This is a genomic window from Micromonospora sp. WMMD736, assembly GCF_049179015.1.
In the GTDB taxonomy this organism is placed as follows: Bacteria; Actinomycetota; Actinomycetes; order Mycobacteriales; family Micromonosporaceae; genus Micromonospora.
Genome location: NZ_JBMHMI010000001.1, coordinates 4,966,164 through 4,989,133, shown reverse-complemented (window position 1 = coordinate 4,989,133; position 22,970 = coordinate 4,966,164). Strand labels below are relative to the sequence as shown.

The window sequence follows — 22,970 nt, the reverse complement described above, 5'->3', positions numbered from 1 at the left end:
CTCATGATGGTCAGAGCCCTTCTGCCAGCGGGCCGAGCGCGAGCGCGGGCAGGAAGGTCAGCGCGACCAGGACCACCGTTACGCCGACGACCATCCCGATGAACAGGGGTCGGTGTGTCGGCAGGGTGCCCTCGGACGCGGGGGTGGGTGCCTGGCGGGCCAGCGAGCCGGCCAGCGCCAGCACGAAGATCAGCGGCAGGAAGCGGCCCAGCAGCATGCACATCGCGAGCGCGGTGTCCCACCAGGCGGTGTTGACCGTGATGCCGCCGAAGGCGGAACCGTTGTTGTTGCTGGCCGAGGTGAACGCGTACAGCACCTCGGAGAGGCCGTGCGGGCCGACGTTGAGCGCCGTCGAGTTGTTGCCGGTGGCGAACGCGGCCGCCGTGCCGACCAGCACCAGGATCGGTGTGATCAGGAAGTAGAGCGAAGCGAACTTGATCTCGCGCGAGCCGATCTTCTTGCCCAGGTACTCGGGGGTGCGACCCACCATCAGCCCGGCCACGAAGACCGTGATCACCGCGAGGATCAGCAGGCCGTACAGGCCCGAACCGGTGCCGCCCGGCGCGACCTCGCCGAGCATCATGTTGACCATCGTCATCATGCCGCCGAGCGAGGTGAACGAGTCGTGGAACGAGTTCACCGCACCGGTCGAGGTGAGCGTGGTGGCGGCGGCGAAGGTGGCCGAGTTCGACACGTCGAAGCGCACCTCCTTGCCCTCCAGCGCCGCGCCGACCGCCTGCGGCACCGTGCCGTGGCCGGCCAGCTCGAAGACGTTGGTGATGGCGACGCTCAGGAAGGCGAGGATGCCCATCACCGCGGCGATGGCGTAGCCCTGCCGGTTCTGCCCGACCATCCGGCCGAAGACCCGGGGCAGGCTGAACGGGATCAGGAAGATCAGGAAGATCTGCAGCCAGTTCGTCCACGTGGTCGGGTTCTCGAACGGGTGCGCGCTGTTGACGTTGTAGAAGCCGCCGCCGTTGGTGCCCAGCTCTTTGATCACTTCCTGGCTGGCGACCGGGCCACCGGTGATCGTCTGGCTGCCGCCGGTCAGCGTGCTCACGTCGGTGCCGCCGGACAGGTTCTGCACCACCCCGCCGATCATCAGCGCGATCGCGCCGAGGACCGCGATCGGCACCAGGATCCGCAGCGTGATCCGGGTCAGGTCGACCCAGAAGTTGCCGAGCTGCCCGGTGCGGCTGCGGGCGAAGCCGCGGACCAGCGCGACCGCCACCGCGATGCCGACCGCCGCCGAGACGAAGTTCTGCACGGCCAGACCGGCCATCTGCACGAGGTGGCCCATGGTCGACTCGCCCGAGTACGACTGCCAGTTCGTGTTCGTCACGAACGACACGGCCGTGTTCCAGGCGCCGTGCGGCACCACCGGGTCGAAGCCCAGCGACAGCCACAGGTGGTTCTGCACCCGCTGGAACAGGTACAGGAACAGGATCGAGACGGCCGAGAACGCGAGCACGCTGCGGGCGTACACGCCCCAGGTCTGCTCGCCGGCCGGGTCGACACCGACCAGGCGGTAGATCCCCCGCTCGACCCGCGACTGCTTCGCGCCGGAGACCGCCCGGAACATGTAGTCGCCGAACGGCTTGTAGACGGCGACGAGCGCCGCCACCAGCGTCAGCACGAAGATGACGCCCGCTGTTGTCATGGTCATCAGAAGCGCTCCGGGAACAACAGGGCGAACACCAGGAACGCGCCCAGGACGACCGCGAGCACCAGACCGACGGCGTTGACCGCGTTCACAGCTTCTCCACCGCCCGGACCACCAGGGCGAGCACTGCGAACAGCGCCACCGTGAGGACCACGAACACCACGTCAGACACGCTGACTCCTCTTACCGGAAAGGTTCGTCGCGACCGCCTTCCGATCGCGCCCGGCAAGCTAAGCCCGCGTGCCCACCGCACGGCACGGGTCATAACGCGACCGTGACGGGGGTGCGGGTTTTCTTGACGCGGTTTTCACACGCGCGCCTGATCAGGTGAAACGCGGCACAGCGGCGCGGAGGCCGGCGGGGCCAGGGGTGGTCGCGCGCCCTTTGCTCTGCTTCAACGGAGGCAACACCGAGGCACCGGAACTGTTGCGTCGGTTGAAGCAGAGCAAAGGGCCGGAGGAGGGTGGCCGGGGGCCGTCCGGGGCGGGCGGTCCGAACCGGGGACGGTCCGGGCCGGTGGGACGGGCCGCGGAAACGAGCTGCGGGGCGGGCTGCGGGGGCGGGCTGGCGGCGGGGTCAGGCCGGCTTACGGGCCACCAGCACGTCGCGCATGATCGACTGGTCCACCCGGTGCCGCAGCGCGCGGTAGGGCTCGTCGTCGACCACGGTCAGGCCGGCGTCGGCCAGCGCCGCTGCCGCGTCGTCACGGCTCGCGACGTGCGTGTTCCACGAGATCCCGAGCGCGCCGCCGGGCCGCAGCACCCGCGCCCAGACCGGCGCGGCGTCCGCGAGCAGCGCCAGCGGGTCGCGCGACAAACCCTGATCGGCGGTACGACTACCGTGCTGTACGCCGTACGGGGCGTCGGCGACCACCAGGTCGACGGTCTCCGGGCGGAAGAACTCGCCCGCCCGGGTGGTGTCGGCGTTCACCACGTCCAACAACTGCGTGCGGCCCGCCTTGTGCTCCTCGCGGGTCGGGGCCAGCTCGATGCGTACCCGCCGGCCGACCACCTTGCGCTCGCGCCGCACCGGACCCGATTCCAGCACCCGGTGCTTCACGCGCTTCTGCTTCAGCCAGGTGGTGACGAACGCCCGGTACGCCTCGACGTCCTTCTGGTCCCGCTCGATCCCGGCCGCGTCGAAGCCGTACATCAGCGCCTGGTTGAGGGTGGTGCCCCGACCGCAGAGCGGGTCGAGCACCCGGAACCGGCGCTCGGTCAGCTCACCGGCCCAGTCGGAGGCGAGCAGGGTGACGTTGAGCAGCAGCTTGGTGAACTGCTCGTTGGTCTTGCCCACGTACTTCTGGATGGTGAGCAGGTCGTCGTCGTACCGGTCCAGCCGGCTCCACTCGACCGGGCGTAGCAGGTCACCGACGATCTCGAACAGCGCGTACCCGGCGGAGAGGTTGCCCAGGACGGCGAGGTCGCGCTCGGTCAGCCCGTCACCCGCGAACGTGACGTACGTCGCGCCACCCACGACATCGGTGGCCAACTCGCCGATCCGACCGTCGAGCGCCGAGCGGCCGAAGATCTCCAGCTCGGCCCGGGTGAGGTCGATGGCGGAGCGGGCGTACACCCGATTGGTGGCGGGGAGGATCAGCAGGCCGTAGCGCGTCATGATCGGGCGAGTATTCCACAACGCGTGACGACCGCCGGGAACCGGAGCGACGCCCGGACCGACTACCCACACATGGGGTGTGAGCAGTGGCGGGAGATCCTGTCCGCGCAGCTGGACGGGGAGGAGACCGCCGCCGAAGGGGCGGCGGCGCAGGGGCACCTGGACGAGTGCGCCGCGTGCCGGGCGTGGTTCGCGACAGCGGCGGCGGTGACGCGCCGGGTTCGTACCCGATTGGTCACCGATGTCCCCGACCGGACCGACGCGATCCTGGCCGCCATCGGCGGCGTCCCGGCCGATGCGACTGTCGATGCCGGCGCGGTTGCCGACGCCGCGCCAGCGGCCCGGCGCTCGCGCTGGCGGCCCCACCTGCCCGGACTCGGCGCGCTGGTCTTCGGGCTGCGCGCGGCGCTCGGGCTGCTCGGCGCGGTCCAACTGGTGCTGGGCCTGGCCCAGGTGGGCCGGGGCGCCACCGCAGAGCACCTGCACGCCTCCGGCCAGCACCTGTGGCACGAGTCGGCCGCCTGGAACGTGGCGGTCGGGGCCGGTTTCCTCTTCGTGGCGGTACGCCGCAGCCCACCGGCGGGTCTGCTGCCGATGCTCAGCGCGTTCGTCGGCACCCTGCTGCTGCTCTCGGTCAACGACCTGGCCACCGGGTCGGTGAGCGGCGAACGGCTGGTCAGCCACGGCTTCCTGGTGGTCGGTTATCTGATCACCGTGCTGCTGTCCCGCCCCGGGCTGCGTCCCGGCGGGCCCGCGCCGCAGCGGCAACCGACGCCGTCGCGCTGGCGCTTCGGCACGGACGAGGGCGAACGGCCGCTGCGGGTGGTCAACTCCGGGGCGTACCCCGCGCAGGCCGCCGACCGGTACGCCGCCCCGGCGGCACGGACCGACCGACGGGCGGCCTGATTCCAGGAGCGGTGCCCTGCCGCTGACTAGGCGCGGGGGTCGACCGGGTGCGCGGGCGCCTCGGCGGCGATGACCTGCGGGATGACCTGCTCGACGATGGTCAGCAGCGTGGTGGTGAGCAGCAGGTGGACCTGGGCACGGGTCAGCGCTCCCCGCTGGAGCCATTCCCGGGCCGTCGACGTGGCCAGTCCGCCGTACGCCCGGACCATCCCCCGCAACTCCTCGCGGTGCTCCGCCTCGTCGGCCAGCCCGACGGCGACCAGCATCCGGTCCGCGGCGACCTCCTCGGCCTCGGCCAGCACCCGCTCCACGTCGGCGTCGCCGCCCATTCCCCGCGCGGTGACCGCCGCCAGCCAGGACGTGCTGTGCCGGGACACCACGTCGAGGAACCACGAGACGCTGGCGTCGACCCGGGTCCGCAGATCACCCTTCGGCAGCCGTTCGAGGGCGACCTCCGGGATGGTCACCATGACCCGGACGACCTCCAGGTAGAGGTCCTTCTTGGTGCCGAAGTAGTGGTTGACCAGGCCCCGTGCGACGCCCGCCTCCCGGGCCACGTCGGTGGTCGACACGTCGGCGTACGGCTGTTCGCCGAACAGCCGTACCGCACAGGCCAGGATCTGGCCGCGCCGGGCGTCCGGCTCCAACCGGCGACGGCGAGGAGCGGTCTCGACACTCATCTGCCCGACCCTAGCGGCAGCACCACCACCCTCGTCTCGATCCGTTCCGTTCCGTGATCGTTTGCTGCTCAGCAGTTCCGCGAGCGCTCTGACAACTCGTGAGGATCAAGTGATCATCGGAGCCGTCGACGGCGGACCAGGTGTCGGCCGAGGTGCCGCAGGTTGGACGTCTCGGAGTAGAGCGCCGCGTTGATCGCACCGACCGCGACCCCCGGGGCGCGCTGCACCCGGTCGACGTCCTGCACCACCCGGCCGATCAACGCCAGCCGACACCGCAGGTCGAACAGCTCCCGCCGCGCGCAGTGCAACGCCGTCTCCAGTCCCCCGACCCGCTCCCGCAACCACGCCAACTCCCTCGCCTGATTACCACGCCCACCCCTCGCGAACCGCACCCACCTGGCCCATCCGCCGCAGGCCGCCTCTGACGACCACTCTCGCCCCATCGAACGCCCCTGTCAATATGGAGACCCCCTTTCGGGGAGGGCTGATCGGGGATACGCGAACGTGCCTAGTGTCCAGGTGTGGGCGACAAGGGTCCGGGCGAGCTGATGGGGCCGTATGAGATCGGTCAACGGCTCAACGTGTCCCGGAGCAGGTTTCAGCAGATCGCCATGCGGCCGAGCTTCCCGAAGCCCTACCAGGAGCTTCGCGGCATGAAGGTCTGGCTGCGGGCTGACGTGGAGGCGTGGATCGCCGAGCACCGCCCGCCGCGCCCCACCGACGGCGACGAGGCCGAGTAGCACCTGCCCGACGTGATCCACACGAGATCGCCGAGCTGGGCGTATCCGATCGCTCGCGCCCGGGCCGCTTGATCGACTCGACGTCCTGCAAGGCGGGGTGTCCCGCTCGGACGGATGGCCCGACTTCCCGGAAGCGGAGTCGATCAAGGCGTCGACGGCTTGTTGACATGCTGCCAACAGGGCGCGAGGGTGGTGCCATGCCCACGCCCGATGGCTCACCCTCACCCTGGCGGCGGCCCGAACACGACGACCTCGCCGAGCTGGCCCGCACCTTCTTTACGAAGGAGGTGCTGCCGCACACCGAACGCCTGTCCGCACAGGGGCACCCGGACCGCGAGCACTACCGACGCGCCGGTGAGCTGGGGCTGCTCGGCCTGTCCGTGCCCGAGGAGTACGGCGGCGGGGGCGGCGACTTCACCCACGAGGCCGTCGTGCTGCACGAGCAGACGTACGCCGGGGAGGGCAGCCTCGGACTCGCCGTACACAGTGGGATCGTCACCGGCTACCTCGTGGCGTACGGCAGCGAGAAGCAGAAGCGACGGTGGCTGCCCGGCCTGTGCAGCGGTGAGCTGGTGGGTGCGATCGCGATGACCGAGCCGGACGGCGGCTCGGACCTTCAGGCGATGCGGACGCGGGCGGTCCGCGACGGCGACGACTACCTGGTCAGCGGCGCGAAGACGTTCATCACCAACGGCGGCTTGGCCGACCTGGTCATCGTGGCAGTGAAGACCGACCCCGAGCAGCGGGCGGCCGGCATCTCCCTGCTGGTCTGCGAGGTGGGCGGCGACCCCGAGGGGTTCCGTCGCGGCCGGCTGCTGTCCAAGATCGGGCTGCACGGCAACGACACGGCCGAGCTGTTCTTCGACGAGTTCCGGGTGCCGGCGGCCAACCTGCTCGGCGGCGTCGAAGGGCTGGGCTTCGTCCAGATGATGCAGCAGCTTCCGCAGGAGCGCCTGGTCATCGGCGTCGGCGCGGTGGCGGCCATGGAACGGGCGCTCGCGCTGACCGTCGCGTACGCCAAGGAGCGCACCGCCTTCGGCAAGCCGCTGATGGGCCACCAGAACACCCGGATGGTGCTCGCGGAGTGTGCGACGCGTACCCGGGTCAGTCGGGTCTTCCTGGACGACTGCGTCGTCCGGCACACGCGTGGTGACCTGGACCTGGCGACCGCGGCGATGGCCAAGTCGTGGCTCACCGACGGGCAGTGCGAGGTCGTCGACCGGTGCCTCCAGGTCTTCGGCGGCTACGGCTACACGACGGAGTACCCGATCGCCCGCATGTACGCCGACGCTCGGGTACAGAAGATCTACGGCGGCACCAACGAGATCATGAAGGAGCTGATCGCCCGTGCCCTCTGAGGCGTCCACGCGCGGCACGGACGGATCGTCGCGGGGCGGACCGCTGGCCGGCGTACGGGTGGTCGAGCTGGCCAGTCTCGCGCCGGCGCCGTTCGGCTGCATGGTGCTCGCCGATCTCGGTGCGGACGTGGTGCGCGTCGACCGGCCGGGTGGCCCGGGGGCCGGCCGGCTAGCCGCGCCGAGCGGAGGACCGTTGCAGCGCGGCCGGCGGGTCACCGCGCTGGACCTGAAGTCCCCGGCCGGTGTGGCGGACCTGCTGCGCCTCGTCGAGCGGGCGGACGTGCTGGTCGAGGCGTACCGGCCGGGGGTCGCCGAGCGGCTCGGCTTCGGCCCGGACGTCTGCCGGGACCGCAACCCCCGCCTGGTGTACGCGCGGATGACCGGCTGGGGCCAGGACGGCCCGCTGGCCGCCCGGGCCGGCCACGACATCGACTACATCGCGGTCGCCGGAGCGTTGGAACCGCTGGGCCGGGCCGGTGAGCGGCCGCACGCGCCGTTGAACCTGATCGGCGACTTCGCCGGTGGCGGCATGCTGCTGGCCGTGGGCGTGTTGGCCGCGCTGCTCGAACGGGAACGCTCGGGCCTCGGCCAGGTCGTCGACGCGGCCATGGTCGACGGTTCGGCGCTGCTCACCTCGTTCCTGCACGGGCTGCTCGGCACCGGCCTGTGGTCGGCCCCGCGGGGGCGGAACCTGCTCGACGGTGGAGCGCCCTTCTACGACACGTACGCCACGGCCGACGGCGGCTTCATGGCGGTCGGGGCGCTGGAACCGGCCTTCTACGGCGAACTGCTGACGGGTCTCGGCCTCGCTGACGCGGACCTGCCCCACCAGTACGACCCGAGCGGCTGGGACGAGCTGCGCAGACGGCTCACCGAGCGGTTCGCCGAGCGGACGCGGGACGAGTGGACGGCGATCTTCGCCGACCGGGATGCCTGCGTGGTCCCGGTGCTCGCCCCCGGTGACGCGTACCGGCACCCGCACAACGCGGCGCGGGGGACGTTCGTCGAGGTGGACGGCGAGGTGCAACCGGCACCGGCGCCGCGCTTCGACCGTACGCCGACGGGCCCGCCGCTTCCGGCGCCCGACCCGGAGCGGGACGTGTCGCCGGTCGAGGCGATCCTGACCGCGTGGCGGTAGCCGGCGGGGCAGCCGTACGGGGGTCGCGTTGATACGGTCGGGCACCGACGGTCCGGGGGGAGTCAGCGCATGGGTACGGACAGTTGGAAGGGCCACGTCAACGGGATCCTGTACGCGGTCCAGTTCGACAGCGCGCTCGACGAGGCGGTGGTGACCCGGGTCGCCGACGGGGTGGCCGCCGGGCACTACCCGGGCGACCGGGCCGGGACGCGGGACGCGCTGGATCAGGCGCTGCGCTACCCGGGCCCGCTCAACGACCAGGCCGAGACGCACCACAGCGAGGACGACATCCGCGCGTTCCTCCGCCGGCTGTCCGCCGCCCTGGCCTCCACCCCGCCCCAAGGTTGATCAAGAGGTTCGCGTCAGAGAACGGCGGCGCCGTGACGCGAACCTCTCGATCACGCCACGAAGGGGGCGGGGCGGCATGATCATGGTGGGGGCGGGTCAGCGTGGGTCGCCCTGGCCGAGGGGGTGCCGGTGTTGGACGCGGAGGACCTGGTCGCCGACGCGCTGGCGGCGGTGCGCGGCACCGACGTACGCCAGGCCGAACGGCAGCTCGACCGGCTGATGGTCGGCACCGGGACGGCGGACGGCGCGACGGCGGTGGACGCCGCCCTGGCGCGGCGGCTGGTCCGCGACCTTGGACGACTCTGGCCGCGCGGCTGGCAGCCGGTGGACGTACACCGGATCGTTCTGCGTCGGCTCGATGCCGGCGCGGCCCGACTGGTCCGCGACGCGCTGGCCGCGCAGCGACGCGAGCAGGCCGAGCCGGTCCCCGCCTGGTGGGACGACCAGCTCCGCGCGCTGACCGCCGAGGGCCGAGGCGATGGCCAGGACCTGGTGGCCGCCTGGACCCGCGCGGAGGGGCTGGACCGGGTGGACGCGCTGCGCGTGGCCGTCGACGTGCTCGCGCTGGTGGAGAGCCTGCCCCCGATCGCGGTGCTGCGCCCGCCGCCGGGCTCGACCCCAACGGTGCTCGCCCGCGCCGCCGGTACGGCCCGCAGTGGCTCGCCGATGCTGGACCGGGTACGCGCGCTGCTGGCCAAGGCGGAGTCGACCACCTTCCCGGCCGAGGCGGAGGCGTTGACCGCCAAGGCGCAGGAGCTGATCGCCCGGCACAGCATCGACGAGGCGCTGCTGGCCGCCGGTACGGAGCGGGGTGACCTGCCGAGCGGGGTACGCCTGGGTGTCGAGACCCCGTACGCCGGGGCGAAGGCGCTGCTCGTGCAGGAGGTGGCGGCCGCGAACCGGTGCGAGGCGATCTGGTCCGACGACCTCGGCTTCACCACCGTGCTGGGGTGGCCGGCCGACCTCGTGGCGGTGGAGCTGCTCTACACGTCGCTGCTGGTGCAGGCGACGGCCGCGATGCTGCGCGGGCGTGCCGAGCGGCGGCCGGGATCGGGCCGCCGGACGAAGGTCTGGGACGAGTCCTTCCTGAACGCGTTCGCCCTGCGCATCGGTGAGCGGCTGCGCGCGGCCACCGACGCGGCCACCGAGGCGGCGGGCCAGACGGAGGCCGGAGCGGACCGACTGTTGCCGGTGCTCGCCGAGCGGGGCGAGGCGGTCCGCGAGCGGCTGGAGACGCTGTTCCCCGGCGTGACCCGGCACCGGCTCAGCGTGCGCGACGCCGAGGGCTGGTCGTCCGGCACCTCGGCCGCCGACCGGGCGTCCCTGGACGTCGGCGGCGGTTCCAAGCCTCGGCAGGTGCCGGGCCGACCCTGATCCGAGCGGCGTGGGAACGCCACCGGCAGAGGTTTCTGCGATTTTCTTCGGTACGCGGTAGGGAACGGGGTGACGGCTCCGACCCTCCCGTGAGTCGCACCCCGGCCGGGGCGCGACCAGGAACCGAGGAGCATCCCCGTGAAGTACATGTTGCTGATCTGGAACCGGCCCGGCTTCACCGAGGAGCTGACCGAACAGGACCGCACCGCCCTGTTCGGCGAGGTCGACGAGATCATGAAGGAGCTGACCGAGAGCGGCGAGCTGATCGGCGGCCAGGCGCTGGCCGACCCGTCGCAGACCCAGACGGTCCGACTCGCGGGCGGTCACCCCGAGATCGTCGACGGGCCGTTCATGGAGAGCAAGGAGCAGTTCGCCGGCTACCTGGCCGTGGAGTGCGACAGCCCGCAGCGGGCCGCCGAGATCGCCGCCCGCTGGCCGGACGTACGCTTCGGCGGCGCGATGGAGGTCCGCCCGATCATGGACGAGGCCGGGACGGAGATGTGACCGACGACCGGACGGTCGAGGACCTGCTGCGCACCCTCGCGCCGCAGGTCCTCGGCCTGCTGGTGCGCCGGCACGGCCAGTTCGACAGGTGCGAGGACGCGGTCCAGGAGGCGCTGCTGGCCGCCGCGACGCAGTGGCCCGCGCAGGGCGTACCGGACAACCCCCGTGCCTGGCTGCTCACCGTGGCAACCCGCCGACTCACCGACGAGTGGCGCAGCGAGAGCGCCCGCCGCCAGCGCGAGGTCACGGTGGCGCTGCGCGAGCCGGGGTACGCCCAGGTGGCGGCCCCGGCCGACGCCGAGCCGGCGGTGCCGGACGCGGACGACACCCTGACCCTGCTGTTTCTCTGCTGTCATCCGGCGCTGAACGGGTCGGCGCAGGTGGCGCTCACGCTACGCGCGGTGGGTGGTCTCGGCACCGCGCAGATCGCTCGGGCGCACCTGGTGCCGGAGGCGACCATGAGCCAGCGCATCCGGCGGGCCAAGCAGCGGATCGAGGCGGCCGGCGCACGGTTCGCCATGCCCGGACCGGCCGAGCGGGAGGAGCGGCTGCGCACGGTGCTGCGGGTGCTCTACCTGATCTTCAACGAGGGGTACACCGCGTCGAGCGGGCCGGACCTGCACCGGGCCGAGCTGACCACCGAGGCGATCCGACTCGGCCGCATCCTGCACGGGCTGTTGCCGGACGACGGCGAGGTGACCGGGCTGCTGGCGCTGATGCTGCTCACCGACGCGCACCGGGCGGCACGGGTGGGCCCGGACGGGGAGCTGGTGCCGCTGGCCGAGCAGGACCGTTCCCGGTGGGACGCGGCCGCCATCGCGGAGGGGATCGCCCTGGTCACCGAGGCGTTGACCTGGTCGCCGCCCGGCCCGTACCAGCTCCAAGCCGCCATCGCCGCCGTGCACGCGGAGGCGTCGACGGCGGCGGAGACGGACTGGCCGCAGATCGTCGCGCTCTACCGGCTGCTGGGCCGGATCGCCCCGAACCCGCTGGTCACGCTCAACCAGGCGGTCGCGGTGGCCATGGTGGACGGGCCCCGGGCCGGGCTCGCCCTGCTCACCCCGTTGGACGCCGACGAGCGCACCGCCGGGCACCACCGGCTCGCCGCGGTCCGGGCGCACCTGTTGGAGCTGGCCGGCGAGCCGACGGCCGCGCGGGAGGCGTACCTGGCGGCGGCGCGCGGCACCACGAGCCTGCCCGAGCAGCGCTACCTGGAGCTGCGCGCCGCCCGGCTGGCGGCGCGGCGGTGAGCGCCGCGCCGCCCGCCCGTCAGACGTCGACCGCCGGGCAGCTCGTGCCGCGAGCCGGCACGACCGCATTGATCAGGTAGGAGTCGACGGCCCGACCCACGCACGGGCTGGTGGAGTAGCTGCCGTGCCCCCAGCCCTGGTAGGTGAGCAGCACCCCGTGCCGACCCAACTGCCGGGCCACCGCACGGGCCCAGGCGTAGCCGCTCGCCGGGTCGTGCACGGTGGCGGCGATCAGCAGCGGCACGTCGGTGCGTACCCGCAGCCGGTGCTGGGGGTTGGCGACCGTGGGGGTGCCCAGGCAGGTGACCAGGGCGAACAGCGCCGGTGGGTAGCGCAGGTCGGGCGCGAGCCGGGCGCTGCGGCGCAGGTGCGCGTCGTACTCGGCGTAGTCGCGGACCGGCAGGCTCCAGTCCTGGCAGAAGACCGCGAAGGGGTACGGGACCACGGCGTCGTCGGCCAGCGCGGTGACGCCCGGCGTCGGTGCGGCGGCCAGCTTGTCGATCCACTCGGCGAGCCCCGGCCACCGGTCGGTCTCGTAGAGCTTCTTGTGGGCGAGGCGGCTCAGCTCGAAGGGTGCGAGCGGGGCGCCGGCCCGGTCCGGGTCGGTCAGCGTGCCGGCCTCGGCCCGGACGTGCAGCCCGGCCCAGATCGCCCGCACGTCCTTTCCGTGCAGGGCGCAATCGACGGATCGGGCACACCAGTCGAGGTACTCGTCGAACGCGTCCTCGGCGGCGACGGCCTGGGTGTCGAGGAAGGCGCGGGTGTCGAGGCTGTGGTCCATCGCGGCTTCCAGCACCATGGCCCGGACCCGCTCGGGGAACAGCTCGGCGTACCGCTCGCCCAGCAGGGTGCCGTACGAGCTGCCGTGGAACGTGAGCTGCCGTTCGCCGAGCGCGGCGCGGACCGCGTCCAGGTCACGGGCGGCGCTCGTGGTGTCCACGTGGTCGTAGAGCGCGCCGGTCCGGGCCCGACAGTCGGCGCGCAGCAGCGCGTTGGTGGCCAGGATGGCGTCGAACTGCGCCTGGTCGGCGATCACCTGGGGTTGCCGACCGAGCAGCTCGCGGGAGCAGCGCACCGGGTGACTGCCGCCGGTGCCGCGCGGGTCGAAGCTGACGATGTCGAACCGGCGCTGTAGGTCGGCGCTGAACCGGGACATGCCGTTCACCACTCGGTCGACCCCGCTGTCGCCCGGCCCGCCGGGGCCGAAGAACAGCGTGCCCTGCCGGGCGGTCGGGTCGGTGGCGACCCGGCGGGCCAACGCCAGCTCGAAATGCTCCCCCCTGGGTCGGTTCCAGTCGACCGGCAGCGACAGGCTGCCGCACTCGGCCGGGGCCGGACCGGTCGGCGGTTCCTCCTCGGGCACGCCGTTGGCACAGGGGTGCCAGTTGATGGCGGGTCGGGCGGCGGCCGGGTTCGCCGGTGTCAGGCCGGCGGCCGTGAGGGCCAGGGCGACCGCCCAGGCCACTCCGGATTTGCGTACGCGCAGCATCAGTCGACCTCGCGCAGGACGCGTTCGAGATTGACCATTCGGGTCTCCATCCCGCCCAGCCGGCCGTCCATCGCGGTGAGCAGTCGGGCGTTCTCCGCCTGCGCCTGCGCGGCGGTCTCGGCGAGCTTGCGGTAGTCGTCCGCGCGGTCCGCCTCGTACCGGGCCCGCCGGGTCTTGGCGAACTGCACGACGGTCACGCTGAAGATGCTGATCAGCAGCGCGAACACGCCGAACGCGCCGACGACCTCGGTCCAGTCGTGCTCGCTCATGACCGCGCCTCCGGCTGCTCGCCCGACTCCGGCACGGTCAGCGTCTCGACCGCCGCCGCGATGACCTGGGGGGTGAGTGTGAGCACGAACGGCTCCACCTCGTAGTAGTTCATGGCCTTCCCGTCCTCCGACAACTCCATGCGGGCGGTGACCAGTCCGGCCGCCGCCAGCTTCCGTAGGTGGACCTGCAACAGCGCGCGGCTGATGCCCAGTTGCCGGGCCAGCCCGCTGACGTACGCGCGCTCGCGGGCCAACGCGGCGACGACCCGCAGCCGGTGCGGGTTGGCCAGGGTGGCCAGCACCCGGACCAGGTCGTCGCCGATCGGCGGCGGAGCCGCGCTCATAACCAGCCCTTGCACATGCCAACAGAAGTTAGCAGGTGAGGCGACGCGGCAGTGCGGCACGGAAGCGGAATCAGGGGGATCTCAGGGTCGCGAGAAGGTCCGGACACGACAGCACGCCGGGCCAGTGAGATCACTGGCCCGGCGTGCGGGTGACGTCGTACGTCAGCTCTTGAAGGCGTCCTTGATCTTCTCGCCGGCCTGCTTGAGCTTGGCCGTGGACTGGTCGGCGCGACCCTCGGCCTCGAGCTGCTCGTTGTCGGTGGCCCGACCGGCGCCTTCCTTCAGCTTGCCGGCCGCGTCCTCGGTGGCGTTATTGACCTTGTCGTCGAATCCCATTGCCAACCTCCATCGCAAGCGTCGCTACGACAGCAGAGGTACCCCCGTCGCCGCAGGTCCAACCATCTTGTGCGTCACAGGTCGGCAGCGGCCGACCGGAAGCGACGCAGCCGCAGACTGTTGGCCACCACGAAGACCGACGAGAACGCCATGGTCGCGCCCGCGATCATCGGGTTGAGCAGCCCGGCGGCGGCCAGCGGCAGGGCCGCCACGTTGTAGCCGAACGCCCAGAACAGGTTGCCCCGGATGATGCCGAGCGTGCGCCGGGACAGCCGGATGGCGTCCACCGCGGCGTCCAGGTCGCCCCGGACCAGGGTCAGGTCGGACGCCTCGATCGCCACGTCGGTGCCGGTGCCCATGGCGAGCCCCAGGTCGGCCTGGGCCAGCGCCGGGGCGTCGTTGACGCCGTCACCGACCATCGCCACCGACCGCCCCTGCGCCTGGAGCCGCTTGACCACGTCGACCTTGCCGGCCGGCAGCACCTCGGCGATCACCTCGTCCACGCCCACCTCGGCGGCGACCGCCCGGGCCACGGTGGTGTTGTCGCCGGTCAGCAGGACCGGCGTGAGCCCCAGGGCACGCAGCCGCGCCACGGCCGCCCTGCTCGTCGGCCGGAGCACGTCGGCGACCGCGAGCACGCCCCGGGCCCGCCCGTCCCAGCCAGCGACGATCGCTGTCCGCCCGGCGGCCTCGGCGTCCCGCACGGCCCACTCGACCTCCGGCGGTACGTCGACACCGCGGTCGCGCAGCAGCCGGAGCCGGCCGAGCAGCACGACCCGCTCGTCGACCGTGCCGGTCACGCCCAGCCCTTCGAGGTTGGCGAAGCCGGTCACCGGGGGCAGTTCGCCCGCCTCGGCGGCGCCCACGGCGACGGCCCGGGCGATCGGGTGCTCGGAGGCGGCCTCCACGGCCCCGGCGAGCCGGAGCAGCTCGGCCCGGTCCTCGCCACTGGCCGGCACCACGTCCACCAGGGTCATCCGGCCGGTCGTCACGGTGCCGGTCTTGTCCAGCACGACGGTGTCCACCCGGCGGGTCGACTCCAGCACATCCGGCCCCTTGATCAACACCCCGAGCTGGGCCCCGCGACCGGTGCCGACCAGCAGCGCGGTCGGCGTGGCCAGGCCCAGGGCGCATGGGCAGGCGATGATCAGCACGGCCACCGCGGCGGTGAACGCGGCCGTCGGGCCGGCGCCGGTGCCGAGCCACCAGCCGAGGGTGCCCACGGCCAGGGCGATGACGATCGGCACGAACACCCCGGAGATCCGGTCGGCCAGCCGCTGCACCGCCGCCTTGCCGCTCTGCGCCTGCTCGACCAGGTCGGCCATCCGGGCGAGTTGGGTGTCCGCGCCGACCCGGGTGGCGGTGACGATCAACCGACCGCCCGCGTTGATCGTCGCGCCGACCACGGCGTCGCCCGGACCGACCTCGACCGGCACCGACTCGCCGGTCAGCATGCTGGCGTCGACGGCGGACGTGCCCTCGTCGACGACACCGTCGGTGGCGATCTTCTCGCCGGGGCGGACCACGAACCGGTCACCGATGGCGAGCCGGTCCACCGGGACCAGGGTCTCCACCCCGTCCCGCAGCACCGCCACCTCCTTCGCGCCGAGGTCGAGAAGGGCGCGCAGGGCCGCGCCAGCGGTCCGCTTGGACCGGGCCTCGAAGTAGCGACCGGCCAGGATGAACACGGTGACCCCGGCGGCGGCCTCCAGGTAGATGTTGCCGGCCCCGTCGCTGCGGGTGATGGCGAAGCGGAACGGGTGCGTCATCCCGGGCATGCCGGCGTCACCGAGGAAGAGCGCCCAGAGCGACCAGCCGAACGCGGCGAGCGTGCCGAGCGAGACCAGCGTGTCCATGGTGGCCGCGCCGTGCCGCAGGTTGGTCCAGGCCGCCCGGTGGAACGGCAGCCCACCCCAGACGACCACCGGGGCGGCCAGGGTCAGCGAGAGCCACTGCCAGTAGTCGAACTGCCAGGGTGGCACCATGGCCAGCAGGACCACCGGCACGCTCAGGATCGCCGAGACCCACAGCCGGGTACGCGGACCGCGCAGCGGGTCCTCTACCTGCGCCTCCGCGGTCGGCGGCGTCGGCAGGGCCGCCGTGTAGCCGGTCTTCTGGACGGTCTCGATCAGGTCGTCCGGGGTGACCTCGTCGGCGTACCGGACGGTCGCCTTCTCGGTGGCGTAGTTGACGGTGGCGCTCACCCCGTCCATCCGGTTGAGCTTCTTCTCGACCCGCGCGGCGCACGCGGCGCAGGTCATCCCCCCGATCGCCAGTTCGATCCGGTTCGGCGCCTCGGGCAGCGGTCTGCTGGTGGTGGTCATCGTCCGGTCCCGTCAGTTGTGCCCATGCCCGGGGGTGCCGTGGTCGGCGCTCCCGGTCGGTGTCGGCTCGCCCGCCGCGGCCGGGGCAGCGCCCGCCACGATCGTGAACTCGGCGGTGTGCACCCGCCCGCCGTGCCGGAAGTCGAGGTAGAGCCGGTAGGTGCCGGCCGAGGGCACCTCGGCGTGGAAGGTGACGGCGGGGCCGGGCGGGGTGCGTCCGTCGCCGGGCGTGCCGTCCGGGTGCACGTGCAGGTACGCCAGGTCACCCCGACGCAGCGCCACCAGGTGCCCGTACGCACCCAGGTAGGGCTCCAGGTCGGTGACCGGCTGCCCGCCCCGGCTCACGGTCAGGGTGAGCGCCGACGTGCGGCCCGGCTGCGGCGTACCGGTCAGGGTGACCGTGTAACCGTCGACCGTGGTGCTGGTCGCCGGGGCGGGCAGCGCCCGCTCGGTCAGCTCGCCGGGGACGGCCACGTCCACGCCGAGGGTCAACGGCTCGCCGCCGGTCGGGGTGAAGTCGGCGAACGCCCGCCACTGCCCGGCACCGGCAAGCGGGGTGGCGACCCGCCAGGTGCCGTCCGGGGCCAGATCGGGGTGCACGTGCCGGAAGCCGGACAGGTCCCGTCGGGCGACTATCAGGTGCATCCGCTTGTCGTGCGCGACGTCGTACCTGGTGACCGGCTGGCCGTCCGGCCCGTCGATCCGGAAGGCGAACTCGCCCGGCGGCGCGGTGACCGGTTGGAGGGTGTAGCCCCGGTCGGAGACGAGCAGCCCACCGGGGACGAGGTCGGCCGCCTCGTCGCTCGTGGCGGGGCCCGGGGTGCGGACGACGTCCGGCCGGCTCTGCGCGACCGGGTCGGCCGGATCGACCACCCGACCGACCCCGTACGCCGCACCGAAGACCGCCGCGAGACCGAGGGCGAACGCGCCCAGCCTGGTCACCGTGGTCATGCCGGGCCCTCCGCTCACGCCTCGACGAGGTCGTAGCCGGCCTCGTCGACCGCCGCCCGCACGACCTCGGTGTCGACGGGCTGCTCGCTGCTGACGGTGACCTGACCGGTGGCGAGGTCGACCCGCACGTCGCGTACGCCCTCGATCGCGCCCACCTCGGCGCTGACCGCGCTGACACAGTGCCCGCAGGTCATGCCCTGAACCTGGTACGTCGTCTCGACCATCGGAGGCTCCTCTCGTGGTACCGGTACCCGGTGGGGGTATCTGACGGGAACGGAGGTTACCATACCCCCCTGGGGTACGCTATCCTCGTCGCCATGACCGCACCCACCCCGATCCGCGGGTACACCGCCAGCAAGGACCAACTGCTCGCGCGGCTCCGCCGCGTGGAGGGGCAGGTCCGGGGGATCGAGAAGATGGTCGACGAGGACCGCTACTGCATCGACGTGCTCACCCAGATCTCCGCGATCCAGGCCGCGCTCGACAAGGTGGCCCTGGGCCTGCTCGACGGGCACGCCCGGCACTGCATGCACGAGGGGGCGGCCGAGGGCCGAGCCGACGAGATGGCCAGCGAGATGATGGCGGCCGTCGGCCGGCTCATGAAGCGCGGCTGAGGGTCACGTCCGCTCCGGGTCGAGCCGTACCCGGCGTAGCAACTGCGCGTTGAGCGCCACCACGATGGTGGACGCGGACATCAGCACCGCCGCCACCGCCGGGCTCAGCGCCACCCCGGCCCCGGCGAGCACCCCCGCCGCCAGCGGCAGCGCCACCACGTTGTAGCCCGCCGCCCAGGCCAGGTTCTGCCGCATCTTGCGGTACGACGCCCGGGAGAGCCGGACCACGGCCCCGACGCCGCGCGGGTCGGACGACGCCAGCACGACCCCGGCCGACTCGATCGCCACGTCGGTGCCCGCCCCGATCGCGATGCCCACGTCGGCACGGGCCAACGCCGGAGCGTCGTTCACCCCGTCACCGACCATCGCCACGGTCAACCCACGCCGCTGGAGTTCCGCCACCCGGCTGTCCTTGTCGGCCGGCAGCACCTCGGCGAAGACCTCGTCCATACCGCCACGGAAGCCGAGGTCGGCGGCGACCGACTCGGCCACCGGCCGCGCATCGCCGGTGATCATGGCGATGGTGCGGACGCCTTCCGCTCGCAGCTCGGCGATGGCCTCGCGGGCCTCCGGGCGTACCGCGTCGGTGAGCGCGAACGCCGCGAGCACCGTGTCCGGCAACCGCAGGAGATACAGCACCACGGCGCCGCGTGCCGACCAGCCACCGGTCGCCTCCCGCATCTCGTCCGGCAGCGGTCCACCCCGCTCACCCAGCAGGGCCGGCCCGCCCACCGCGTACTCCGTACCGTCGACGGTGGCCCGCACCCCGCGGCCCGGCAGCGAGCGGAAGCCGGCTGCCCGGGCCGGACCACCCGGCCCGGCCGCGGCCACGATCGCCCGGGCCATCGGGTGCTCGCTGTCGGACTCGACACCGGCGGTGATCCGCACCGCCTCGTCGCGGCTCACGCCAGGGGCCGTCACCAGATCGGTGACCGCGTGCTCGCCCCGGGTCAGCGTGCCGGTCTTGTCGAACAACACGGCGTCGACGGTCCGCATCCGCTCCAACGCGAGCCGGTCCTTGACCAGGATCCCGCTCCGCGCCGCCAGCGCCGTGGAGAGCGCGACGACGAGCGGAATTGCCAGCCCGAGCGCGTGCGGGCAGGCGATCACCAGAACGGTGACGGTACGCACCACCGCCTGGTCGGGCTCACCGAGCGCGGTCCAGACCACCAGGGTGAGCACGGCGGTACCGGTGGCCACGTAGAACAGCGCGGCAGCGAACCGGTCGGCGAGCAGTTGGGCCTGTCCACCCGAGCGCTGCGCCTGCGCGACCATGCGCTGGATGCCCGCGAGCGCGGTCTCGTCGCCAAGCGCCTCGACCCGGACCCGGATCGCCGAATCGGTGGCGACCGTGCCGGCCACCACCCGATCGCCCGTCGACCGGGCGACCGGACGCGACTCGCCCGTGATCATCGATTCGTCCAACTCCGCGTCACCGTCGACGACCCGGCCGTCGGCCGGCACCCGGCCCCCGGGTCGGACCAGCACCACGTCGTCGACCCGCAGCCCGTCGACCGGTACGCGCTCGACCCGCCCGTCCGCCGCGACCCGTTCGGCCTCGTCGGGCAGCAGCGCCGCCAGTGCCGCGAGTGCCCCGCGGGCCTGCCCGATGGCCTTCATCTCCTGCCAGTGCCCGAGCAGCATGATGGTGACCAGGGCCGCCAGCTCCCACCAGAAGTCCAGGTCGAAGACGCCCAGGCTGGTCGCCAGCGACGCCGTGTACGCCACGGTGATCGCCATCGCGACCAGCAGCATCATGCCGGGCGCGCGGTCCCGCACCTCGCGTACCGCGCCGACCAGGAACGGCCAGCCACCCCAGAGGAACACCACCGAACCGAGCACCGGCCCCACCCAGGAGCGACCCGGCACGTCCAGCCGGAGCCCGAGCCGGTCCACCACCAGGTGACTGGTCAACACCACCGGCACGGTGAGCACCAGGCAGACCCAGAACCGGCGACGGAACATGGCCGGGTCGTGCCCCGCGTGCTTGTCGTGCTGCCGGTGGGCTGTGGATGGCTCAGGCATGACTCCACCATCCCGCGCGCCCGGGGCAGTGTCAGCGGTTCGACTCCCCCGACACGTCCGCACGACCTGCGACACCCCGTCGCGCTGGTTAGCATCGTCCAGCGATGACCCATCGGATCCCGCCGCCGAGACGGGCGACGGCGCCGCCACGGCGCGGCCCCGTACCGCGCCGACCGGGTCGCTTCATCACTCTCCGTAATTGCCGGATCGTCAGGCGGCGAGCCGACGCGCTCCTGCCCGGGTTCGTCCGGCGGAACTGAACCGCACAGGCCGCCGGCACGTACCCCGCACCGGATCGTTGGGAGTCTCGCATTGGGTTCCGACCACAGTCATTCCGCTCGGCCCGCCCCGCCCCGGGTACGACGGATCCTCGTCGCGACGGTGGTGCCGCTCTTCGTGGCCACCGTCGTCGCCGCCGTGGTGCTGTGGCCACGCGACGGCGCGCCGGCGAGCGGCGGCGGCGCGGACACGCCGCGCCACCACGGCACGGTGACCCGGGTGGTGACCGAACCATGCCCACCCGTGACCGGCCCGGAGGGCACGCCGACCGGCGGGCCGTGCGGCACGGTGGACGTCCGCGTCGACGACGGTCCAGAAGCCGGCGGGCAGGTGAGCACGCCCATCCCCGCCGGGCCCGGCGCGCCGCGCGTCGAGGTGGGCGACGAGGTCGTCCTGGTCGAGCTGACCGACCCGACCGATCCCACCACCAGCACCTGGAACATCGCCGAGCACCAGCGCGGTACGCCGCTGGTGTGGCTCGTGGTGGTCTTCGCCGCCGCCATCGTGGCGTTCGGCCGGTGGCGGGGCCTGGCCGCGCTCGCCGGCCTGGCCGCCAGCTTCGCCATCCTGCTCACCTTCGTGTTGCCGGCCATCGGCGCGGGCCGGTCACCACTGCTGGTGGCGGTGGTCGGCGCGGCACTGATCATGTTCGTGGTGCTCTACCTGACACACGGAGTGACCGCGCAGACCTCCGTCGCGGTCCTCGGCACCCTGGGCAGCCTGGTGCTCACCGGCGTGCTCGCGGCCGTCGCCACGGCCACCACCCAGCTCACCGGCTTCGGCAGCGAGGACGCCACCACCCTCTCCATGCTCCAGACCGATGTGGACCTGCGCGGCCTGTTGCTCGCCGGGATCATCATCGGCTCACTCGGGGTGCTCGACGACGTGACCGTCACCCAGGCCGCCACCGTCACCGAGCTGGCGCACGCCAACCCCGGGCTGACTCGACGACAGCTCTACCGGGCGGCCACCCGGGTGGGCCGGGCACACATCGCCTCCACGGTCAACACCATCGTGCTGGCGTACGCGGGCGCGTCACTGCCGCTGCTGCTTCTGCTCACCGCCGACTCGCGTCCCATCGGGCAGATCCTGACCAGCGAGTTCCTCGCACAGGAGATCGTCCGCAGCGCGGTCGCCACACTCGGCCTGATCGCCGCCGTACCCCTCACCACCGGGCTGGCCGCGGTGGTGACCGCGGCCGGATCGTCGGCCACGCCGGACGCGGACGCCCCGCCACCGCGCCCACGCGCGGATCGCACGGAGGCGTTGGCCGCTCTGAGTTCCCCGCCGACGGGTCGGGCCGACGGGCCCGACCCGCAGCGGGACGCACCCCCATCCACCGCCACCACCGGGTGGCCAGAGCCGAACAGGAGCACGGATACGGCATGGTGACACTCCTCAGCGTGACCGGATCGGGCACCCGCCCTGAGAACCGCGTCACTGGTCACTCAACGCCATGGCGAAATGACGCTTTTAGTCGGCATCAGGACGTAGCTCAGGCGGTGGACTCTCGGGTAACCTCGCTGCCGGTCACCGACGAAGGCGCGCAGCGGCGCCTGCGGTGCCACCGCCCAATCGCCAACCGGCGAGCCGGGGACCCAGGCACGTGGGGTGAATCCGCGACAGCGGTAGGGGCCTCTTCCGCCCCGAACCCGTCAGCTAACCCGGTCGGCGGTCGACGGAAGGGAAGATTGTGACGGCACCCCTACGCCGCTGGTTGACACCTGTGGTGGCCGTGCTTGCTGCGCTGAGCGTGCTCGCCGGGCCCCTCCCGGCCCACGCCGCCCCGACGCCCCCCACACCCTCCGGGCACGAGGACAGCGACGAGCCCACACTGATCACCGACGTCATCGAGCAGACGAACCGGGACTACGTGGCGGCCAAGTCCAAACTGGACAAGTCGAAGAAGCGGCAGCTCGAACTGGCAGCCGAGGTCGAGCGGGCCAAGGCCGACCTGGCCGCGCTGGAGCCGCAGGTCGCGCAGATCGCCGCCCAGTCGTACCGGACCGGGCGAATCGGCGCGATGGCGATGCTGCTGGAGAGCGACGCCCCGGACTCGTTCGTCCAGCGGGCGGCGGCCCTCGACGAGATGAACATGGTCAACGGGAAGAAGCTCGCCGAGGTCAACGCCGTGAAGTCCCGCGCCGAGCAGGCCAAGCTGTCGCTCGACGCGGAGGTACGCGAGCAGCAGAAGCAGACCGCGCTGATGGCGAAGGACAAGCGCGACGCGGAGAAGTCTCTCGCCCTGGTCGGCGGTAAGGGCTTCACCGGTGGCCTGGTCGACGCCACCTCGCCGGTCGCCCGGATCGGCCCGGGTCGCACCGCCGACGGCGACTGGAAGCCGCAGTCGTGCAGCGAGGACGACCCGACCACCTCCGGCTGCGTCACGCCGCGCACCCTGCACGCGTACAAGGAGGTCAAGCGGGCCGGGTTCAACCGGTTCGTGGGCTGCCACCGCAACGGTGGACCGTACGAGCACCCCAAGGGTCGCGCCTGTGACTGGTCGTTGCAGAAGAGCGGCTTCAGCCCGTGGCACAACGACGACACCCGGATGTACGGCAACAACGTGGCCGCGTTCCTCATCCGCAACGCGGACCGGCTCGGCATCTACTACGTGATCTGGAACCGGCAGATCTGGTTCCCGGCGACCGGCTGGAAGTCGTACAGCGGGCCGTCGAACCACACCGACCACGTACACATGTCGCTGCTCTGATCCGACGCCCAGCAGTACGAGGGCCGTCCCGCCGTCCGGCGGGGCGGC

Annotated in this window: 25 protein-coding genes and 1 riboswitch; of the genes, 11 read left to right on the top strand and 14 right to left on the bottom strand. The window is 72.6% G+C overall.

What is annotated here, in order from left to right; all coding sequences use genetic code 11:
- Positions 1–10: 10 nt before the first annotated feature.
- The 4 genes from kdpA to ACN269_RS22590 all read right to left on the bottom strand — a co-directional run bounded on the left by kdpA (position 11) and on the right by ACN269_RS22590 (position 3,280).
- Positions 11–1,666: a potassium-transporting ATPase subunit KdpA gene (gene kdpA, locus ACN269_RS22605; protein WP_421474289.1), complete on the bottom strand. Its 1,656-nt coding sequence runs from the start codon at positions 1,664–1,666 to the stop codon at positions 11–13.
- Complete coding sequence (gene kdpF, locus ACN269_RS22600) at positions 1,666–1,755, bottom strand: K(+)-transporting ATPase subunit F (RefSeq protein WP_036410889.1); 90 nt, start codon at positions 1,753–1,755, stop codon at positions 1,666–1,668. Before kdpF ends, kdpA begins: the two co-directional genes overlap by 1 nt.
- Positions 1,752–1,928 (bottom strand): hypothetical protein, encoded by a 177-nt coding sequence (locus ACN269_RS22595; RefSeq protein WP_421474288.1) that lies wholly within the window; start codon positions 1,926–1,928, stop codon positions 1,752–1,754. Before ACN269_RS22595 ends, kdpF begins: the two co-directional genes overlap by 4 nt.
- A gap of 311 nt (positions 1,929–2,239) precedes the next feature.
- Complete coding sequence (locus tag ACN269_RS22590; RefSeq protein ID WP_421474287.1) at positions 2,240–3,280, bottom strand: TRM11 family SAM-dependent methyltransferase; 1,041 nt, start codon at positions 3,278–3,280, stop codon at positions 2,240–2,242.
- 72 nt (positions 3,281–3,352) lie between these two features.
- On the opposite strand from ACN269_RS22590, the gene ACN269_RS22585 reads away from it, so the two are divergent.
- Positions 3,353–4,186 carry a zf-HC2 domain-containing protein gene (locus tag ACN269_RS22585; RefSeq protein WP_421476495.1) on the top strand — a complete coding sequence of 278 codons (834 nt, stop codon included), beginning with the start codon at positions 3,353–3,355 and terminating at the stop codon, positions 4,184–4,186.
- A 26-nt stretch (positions 4,187–4,212) separates the two neighbouring features.
- Here the strand turns inward: ACN269_RS22585 and ACN269_RS22580 are convergent, their stop codons facing one another.
- Together ACN269_RS22580 and ACN269_RS22575 are read right to left on the bottom strand one after the other, a co-directional pair.
- The gene (locus ACN269_RS22580; RefSeq protein ID WP_421474286.1) at positions 4,213–4,866 is read right to left on the bottom strand and encodes a TetR/AcrR family transcriptional regulator; all 654 of its coding nucleotides are present in this window, start codon (positions 4,864–4,866) and stop codon (positions 4,213–4,215) included.
- 113 nt (positions 4,867–4,979) lie between these two features.
- The gene (locus ACN269_RS22575) at positions 4,980–5,207 is read right to left on the bottom strand and encodes a hypothetical protein (protein WP_421474285.1); all 228 of its coding nucleotides are present in this window, start codon (positions 5,205–5,207) and stop codon (positions 4,980–4,982) included.
- A 180-nt stretch (positions 5,208–5,387) separates the two neighbouring features.
- On the opposite strand from ACN269_RS22575, the gene ACN269_RS22570 reads away from it, so the two are divergent.
- The 7 genes from ACN269_RS22570 (at position 5,388) to ACN269_RS22540 (ending at position 11,578) form a co-directional block, all read left to right on the top strand.
- On the top strand, positions 5,388–5,606 hold the full coding sequence (locus ACN269_RS22570) for a helix-turn-helix transcriptional regulator (protein WP_341870175.1): 219 nt from the start codon (positions 5,388–5,390) through the stop codon (positions 5,604–5,606).
- 197 nt (positions 5,607–5,803) lie between these two features.
- Entirely contained in the window at positions 5,804–6,964 is a 1,161-nt protein-coding gene (locus ACN269_RS22565; protein ID WP_421474284.1) for an acyl-CoA dehydrogenase family protein, read from the top strand.
- Entirely contained in the window at positions 6,954–8,102 is a 1,149-nt protein-coding gene (locus ACN269_RS22560; protein WP_421474283.1) for a CaiB/BaiF CoA transferase family protein, read from the top strand. The genes ACN269_RS22565 and ACN269_RS22560 overlap by 11 nt, the downstream gene beginning before the upstream one ends.
- Positions 8,103–8,171: 69 nt before the next feature.
- The gene (locus ACN269_RS22555; RefSeq protein ID WP_421474282.1) at positions 8,172–8,450 is read left to right on the top strand and encodes a hypothetical protein; all 279 of its coding nucleotides are present in this window, start codon (positions 8,172–8,174) and stop codon (positions 8,448–8,450) included.
- A 129-nt stretch (positions 8,451–8,579) separates the two neighbouring features.
- Positions 8,580–9,824 carry a DUF2786 domain-containing protein gene (locus tag ACN269_RS22550; RefSeq protein WP_421474281.1) on the top strand — a complete coding sequence of 415 codons (1,245 nt, stop codon included), beginning with the start codon at positions 8,580–8,582 and terminating at the stop codon, positions 9,822–9,824.
- A gap of 147 nt (positions 9,825–9,971) precedes the next feature.
- The gene (locus ACN269_RS22545) at positions 9,972–10,328 is read left to right on the top strand and encodes a YciI family protein (protein WP_421476493.1); all 357 of its coding nucleotides are present in this window, start codon (positions 9,972–9,974) and stop codon (positions 10,326–10,328) included.
- A complete protein-coding gene (locus ACN269_RS22540) occupies positions 10,325–11,578 on the top strand; it encodes an RNA polymerase sigma factor (RefSeq protein ID WP_421474280.1) in 1,254 nt (417 codons plus the stop codon). The genes ACN269_RS22545 and ACN269_RS22540 overlap by 4 nt, the downstream gene beginning before the upstream one ends.
- A gap of 19 nt (positions 11,579–11,597) precedes the next feature.
- Here the strand turns inward: ACN269_RS22540 and ACN269_RS22535 are convergent, their stop codons facing one another.
- The 7 genes from ACN269_RS22535 to ACN269_RS22505 form a co-directional block, all read right to left on the bottom strand.
- Positions 11,598–13,067 carry an alpha/beta hydrolase gene (locus ACN269_RS22535; protein WP_421474279.1) on the bottom strand — a complete coding sequence of 490 codons (1,470 nt, stop codon included), beginning with the start codon at positions 13,065–13,067 and terminating at the stop codon, positions 11,598–11,600.
- Positions 13,067–13,336, bottom strand: a complete 270-nt coding sequence (locus ACN269_RS22530) for a hypothetical protein (protein ID WP_421474278.1) — start codon at positions 13,334–13,336, stop codon at positions 13,067–13,069. Before ACN269_RS22530 ends, ACN269_RS22535 begins: the two co-directional genes overlap by 1 nt.
- Positions 13,333–13,680, bottom strand: coding sequence for an ArsR/SmtB family transcription factor (locus ACN269_RS22525; RefSeq protein WP_421474277.1), 348 nt, complete (start codon positions 13,678–13,680; stop codon positions 13,333–13,335). Before ACN269_RS22525 ends, ACN269_RS22530 begins: the two co-directional genes overlap by 4 nt.
- Before the next feature lie 162 nt (positions 13,681–13,842).
- Positions 13,843–14,016, bottom strand: coding sequence for a CsbD family protein (locus ACN269_RS22520; RefSeq protein WP_278150219.1), 174 nt, complete (start codon positions 14,014–14,016; stop codon positions 13,843–13,845).
- A 74-nt stretch (positions 14,017–14,090) separates the two neighbouring features.
- Complete coding sequence (locus tag ACN269_RS22515) at positions 14,091–16,340, bottom strand: heavy metal translocating P-type ATPase (protein WP_421474276.1); 2,250 nt, start codon at positions 16,338–16,340, stop codon at positions 14,091–14,093.
- Between the two features lie 12 nt (positions 16,341–16,352).
- Positions 16,353–17,291 carry a hypothetical protein gene (locus tag ACN269_RS22510; RefSeq protein ID WP_421474275.1) on the bottom strand — a complete coding sequence of 313 codons (939 nt, stop codon included), beginning with the start codon at positions 17,289–17,291 and terminating at the stop codon, positions 16,353–16,355.
- A 14-nt stretch (positions 17,292–17,305) separates the two neighbouring features.
- Entirely contained in the window at positions 17,306–17,515 is a 210-nt protein-coding gene (locus ACN269_RS22505; protein ID WP_421474274.1) for a heavy-metal-associated domain-containing protein, read from the bottom strand.
- Between the two features lie 93 nt (positions 17,516–17,608).
- Between ACN269_RS22505 and ACN269_RS22500 the strand changes: the two genes are divergently transcribed.
- A complete protein-coding gene (locus tag ACN269_RS22500) occupies positions 17,609–17,905 on the top strand; it encodes a metal-sensitive transcriptional regulator (RefSeq protein ID WP_355235159.1) in 297 nt (98 codons plus the stop codon).
- A 3-nt stretch (positions 17,906–17,908) separates the two neighbouring features.
- Here the strand turns inward: ACN269_RS22500 and ACN269_RS22495 are convergent, their stop codons facing one another.
- Positions 17,909–19,930 carry a copper-translocating P-type ATPase gene (locus ACN269_RS22495; RefSeq protein WP_421474273.1) on the bottom strand — a complete coding sequence of 674 codons (2,022 nt, stop codon included), beginning with the start codon at positions 19,928–19,930 and terminating at the stop codon, positions 17,909–17,911.
- A 312-nt stretch (positions 19,931–20,242) separates the two neighbouring features.
- Between ACN269_RS22495 and ACN269_RS22490 the strand changes: the two genes are divergently transcribed.
- Together ACN269_RS22490 and ACN269_RS22485 are read left to right on the top strand one after the other, a co-directional pair.
- Positions 20,243–21,601 (top strand): YibE/F family protein, encoded by a 1,359-nt coding sequence (locus tag ACN269_RS22490; protein WP_421474272.1) that lies wholly within the window; start codon positions 20,243–20,245, stop codon positions 21,599–21,601.
- 166 nt (positions 21,602–21,767) lie between these two features.
- Positions 21,768–21,898: riboswitch (cyclic di-AMP (ydaO/yuaA leader) on the top strand.
- A gap of 4 nt (positions 21,899–21,902) precedes the next feature.
- Positions 21,903–22,922, top strand: coding sequence for a coiled-coil domain-containing protein (locus ACN269_RS22485; protein WP_421474271.1), 1,020 nt, complete (start codon positions 21,903–21,905; stop codon positions 22,920–22,922).
- Positions 22,923–22,970: the final 48 nt, after the last annotated feature.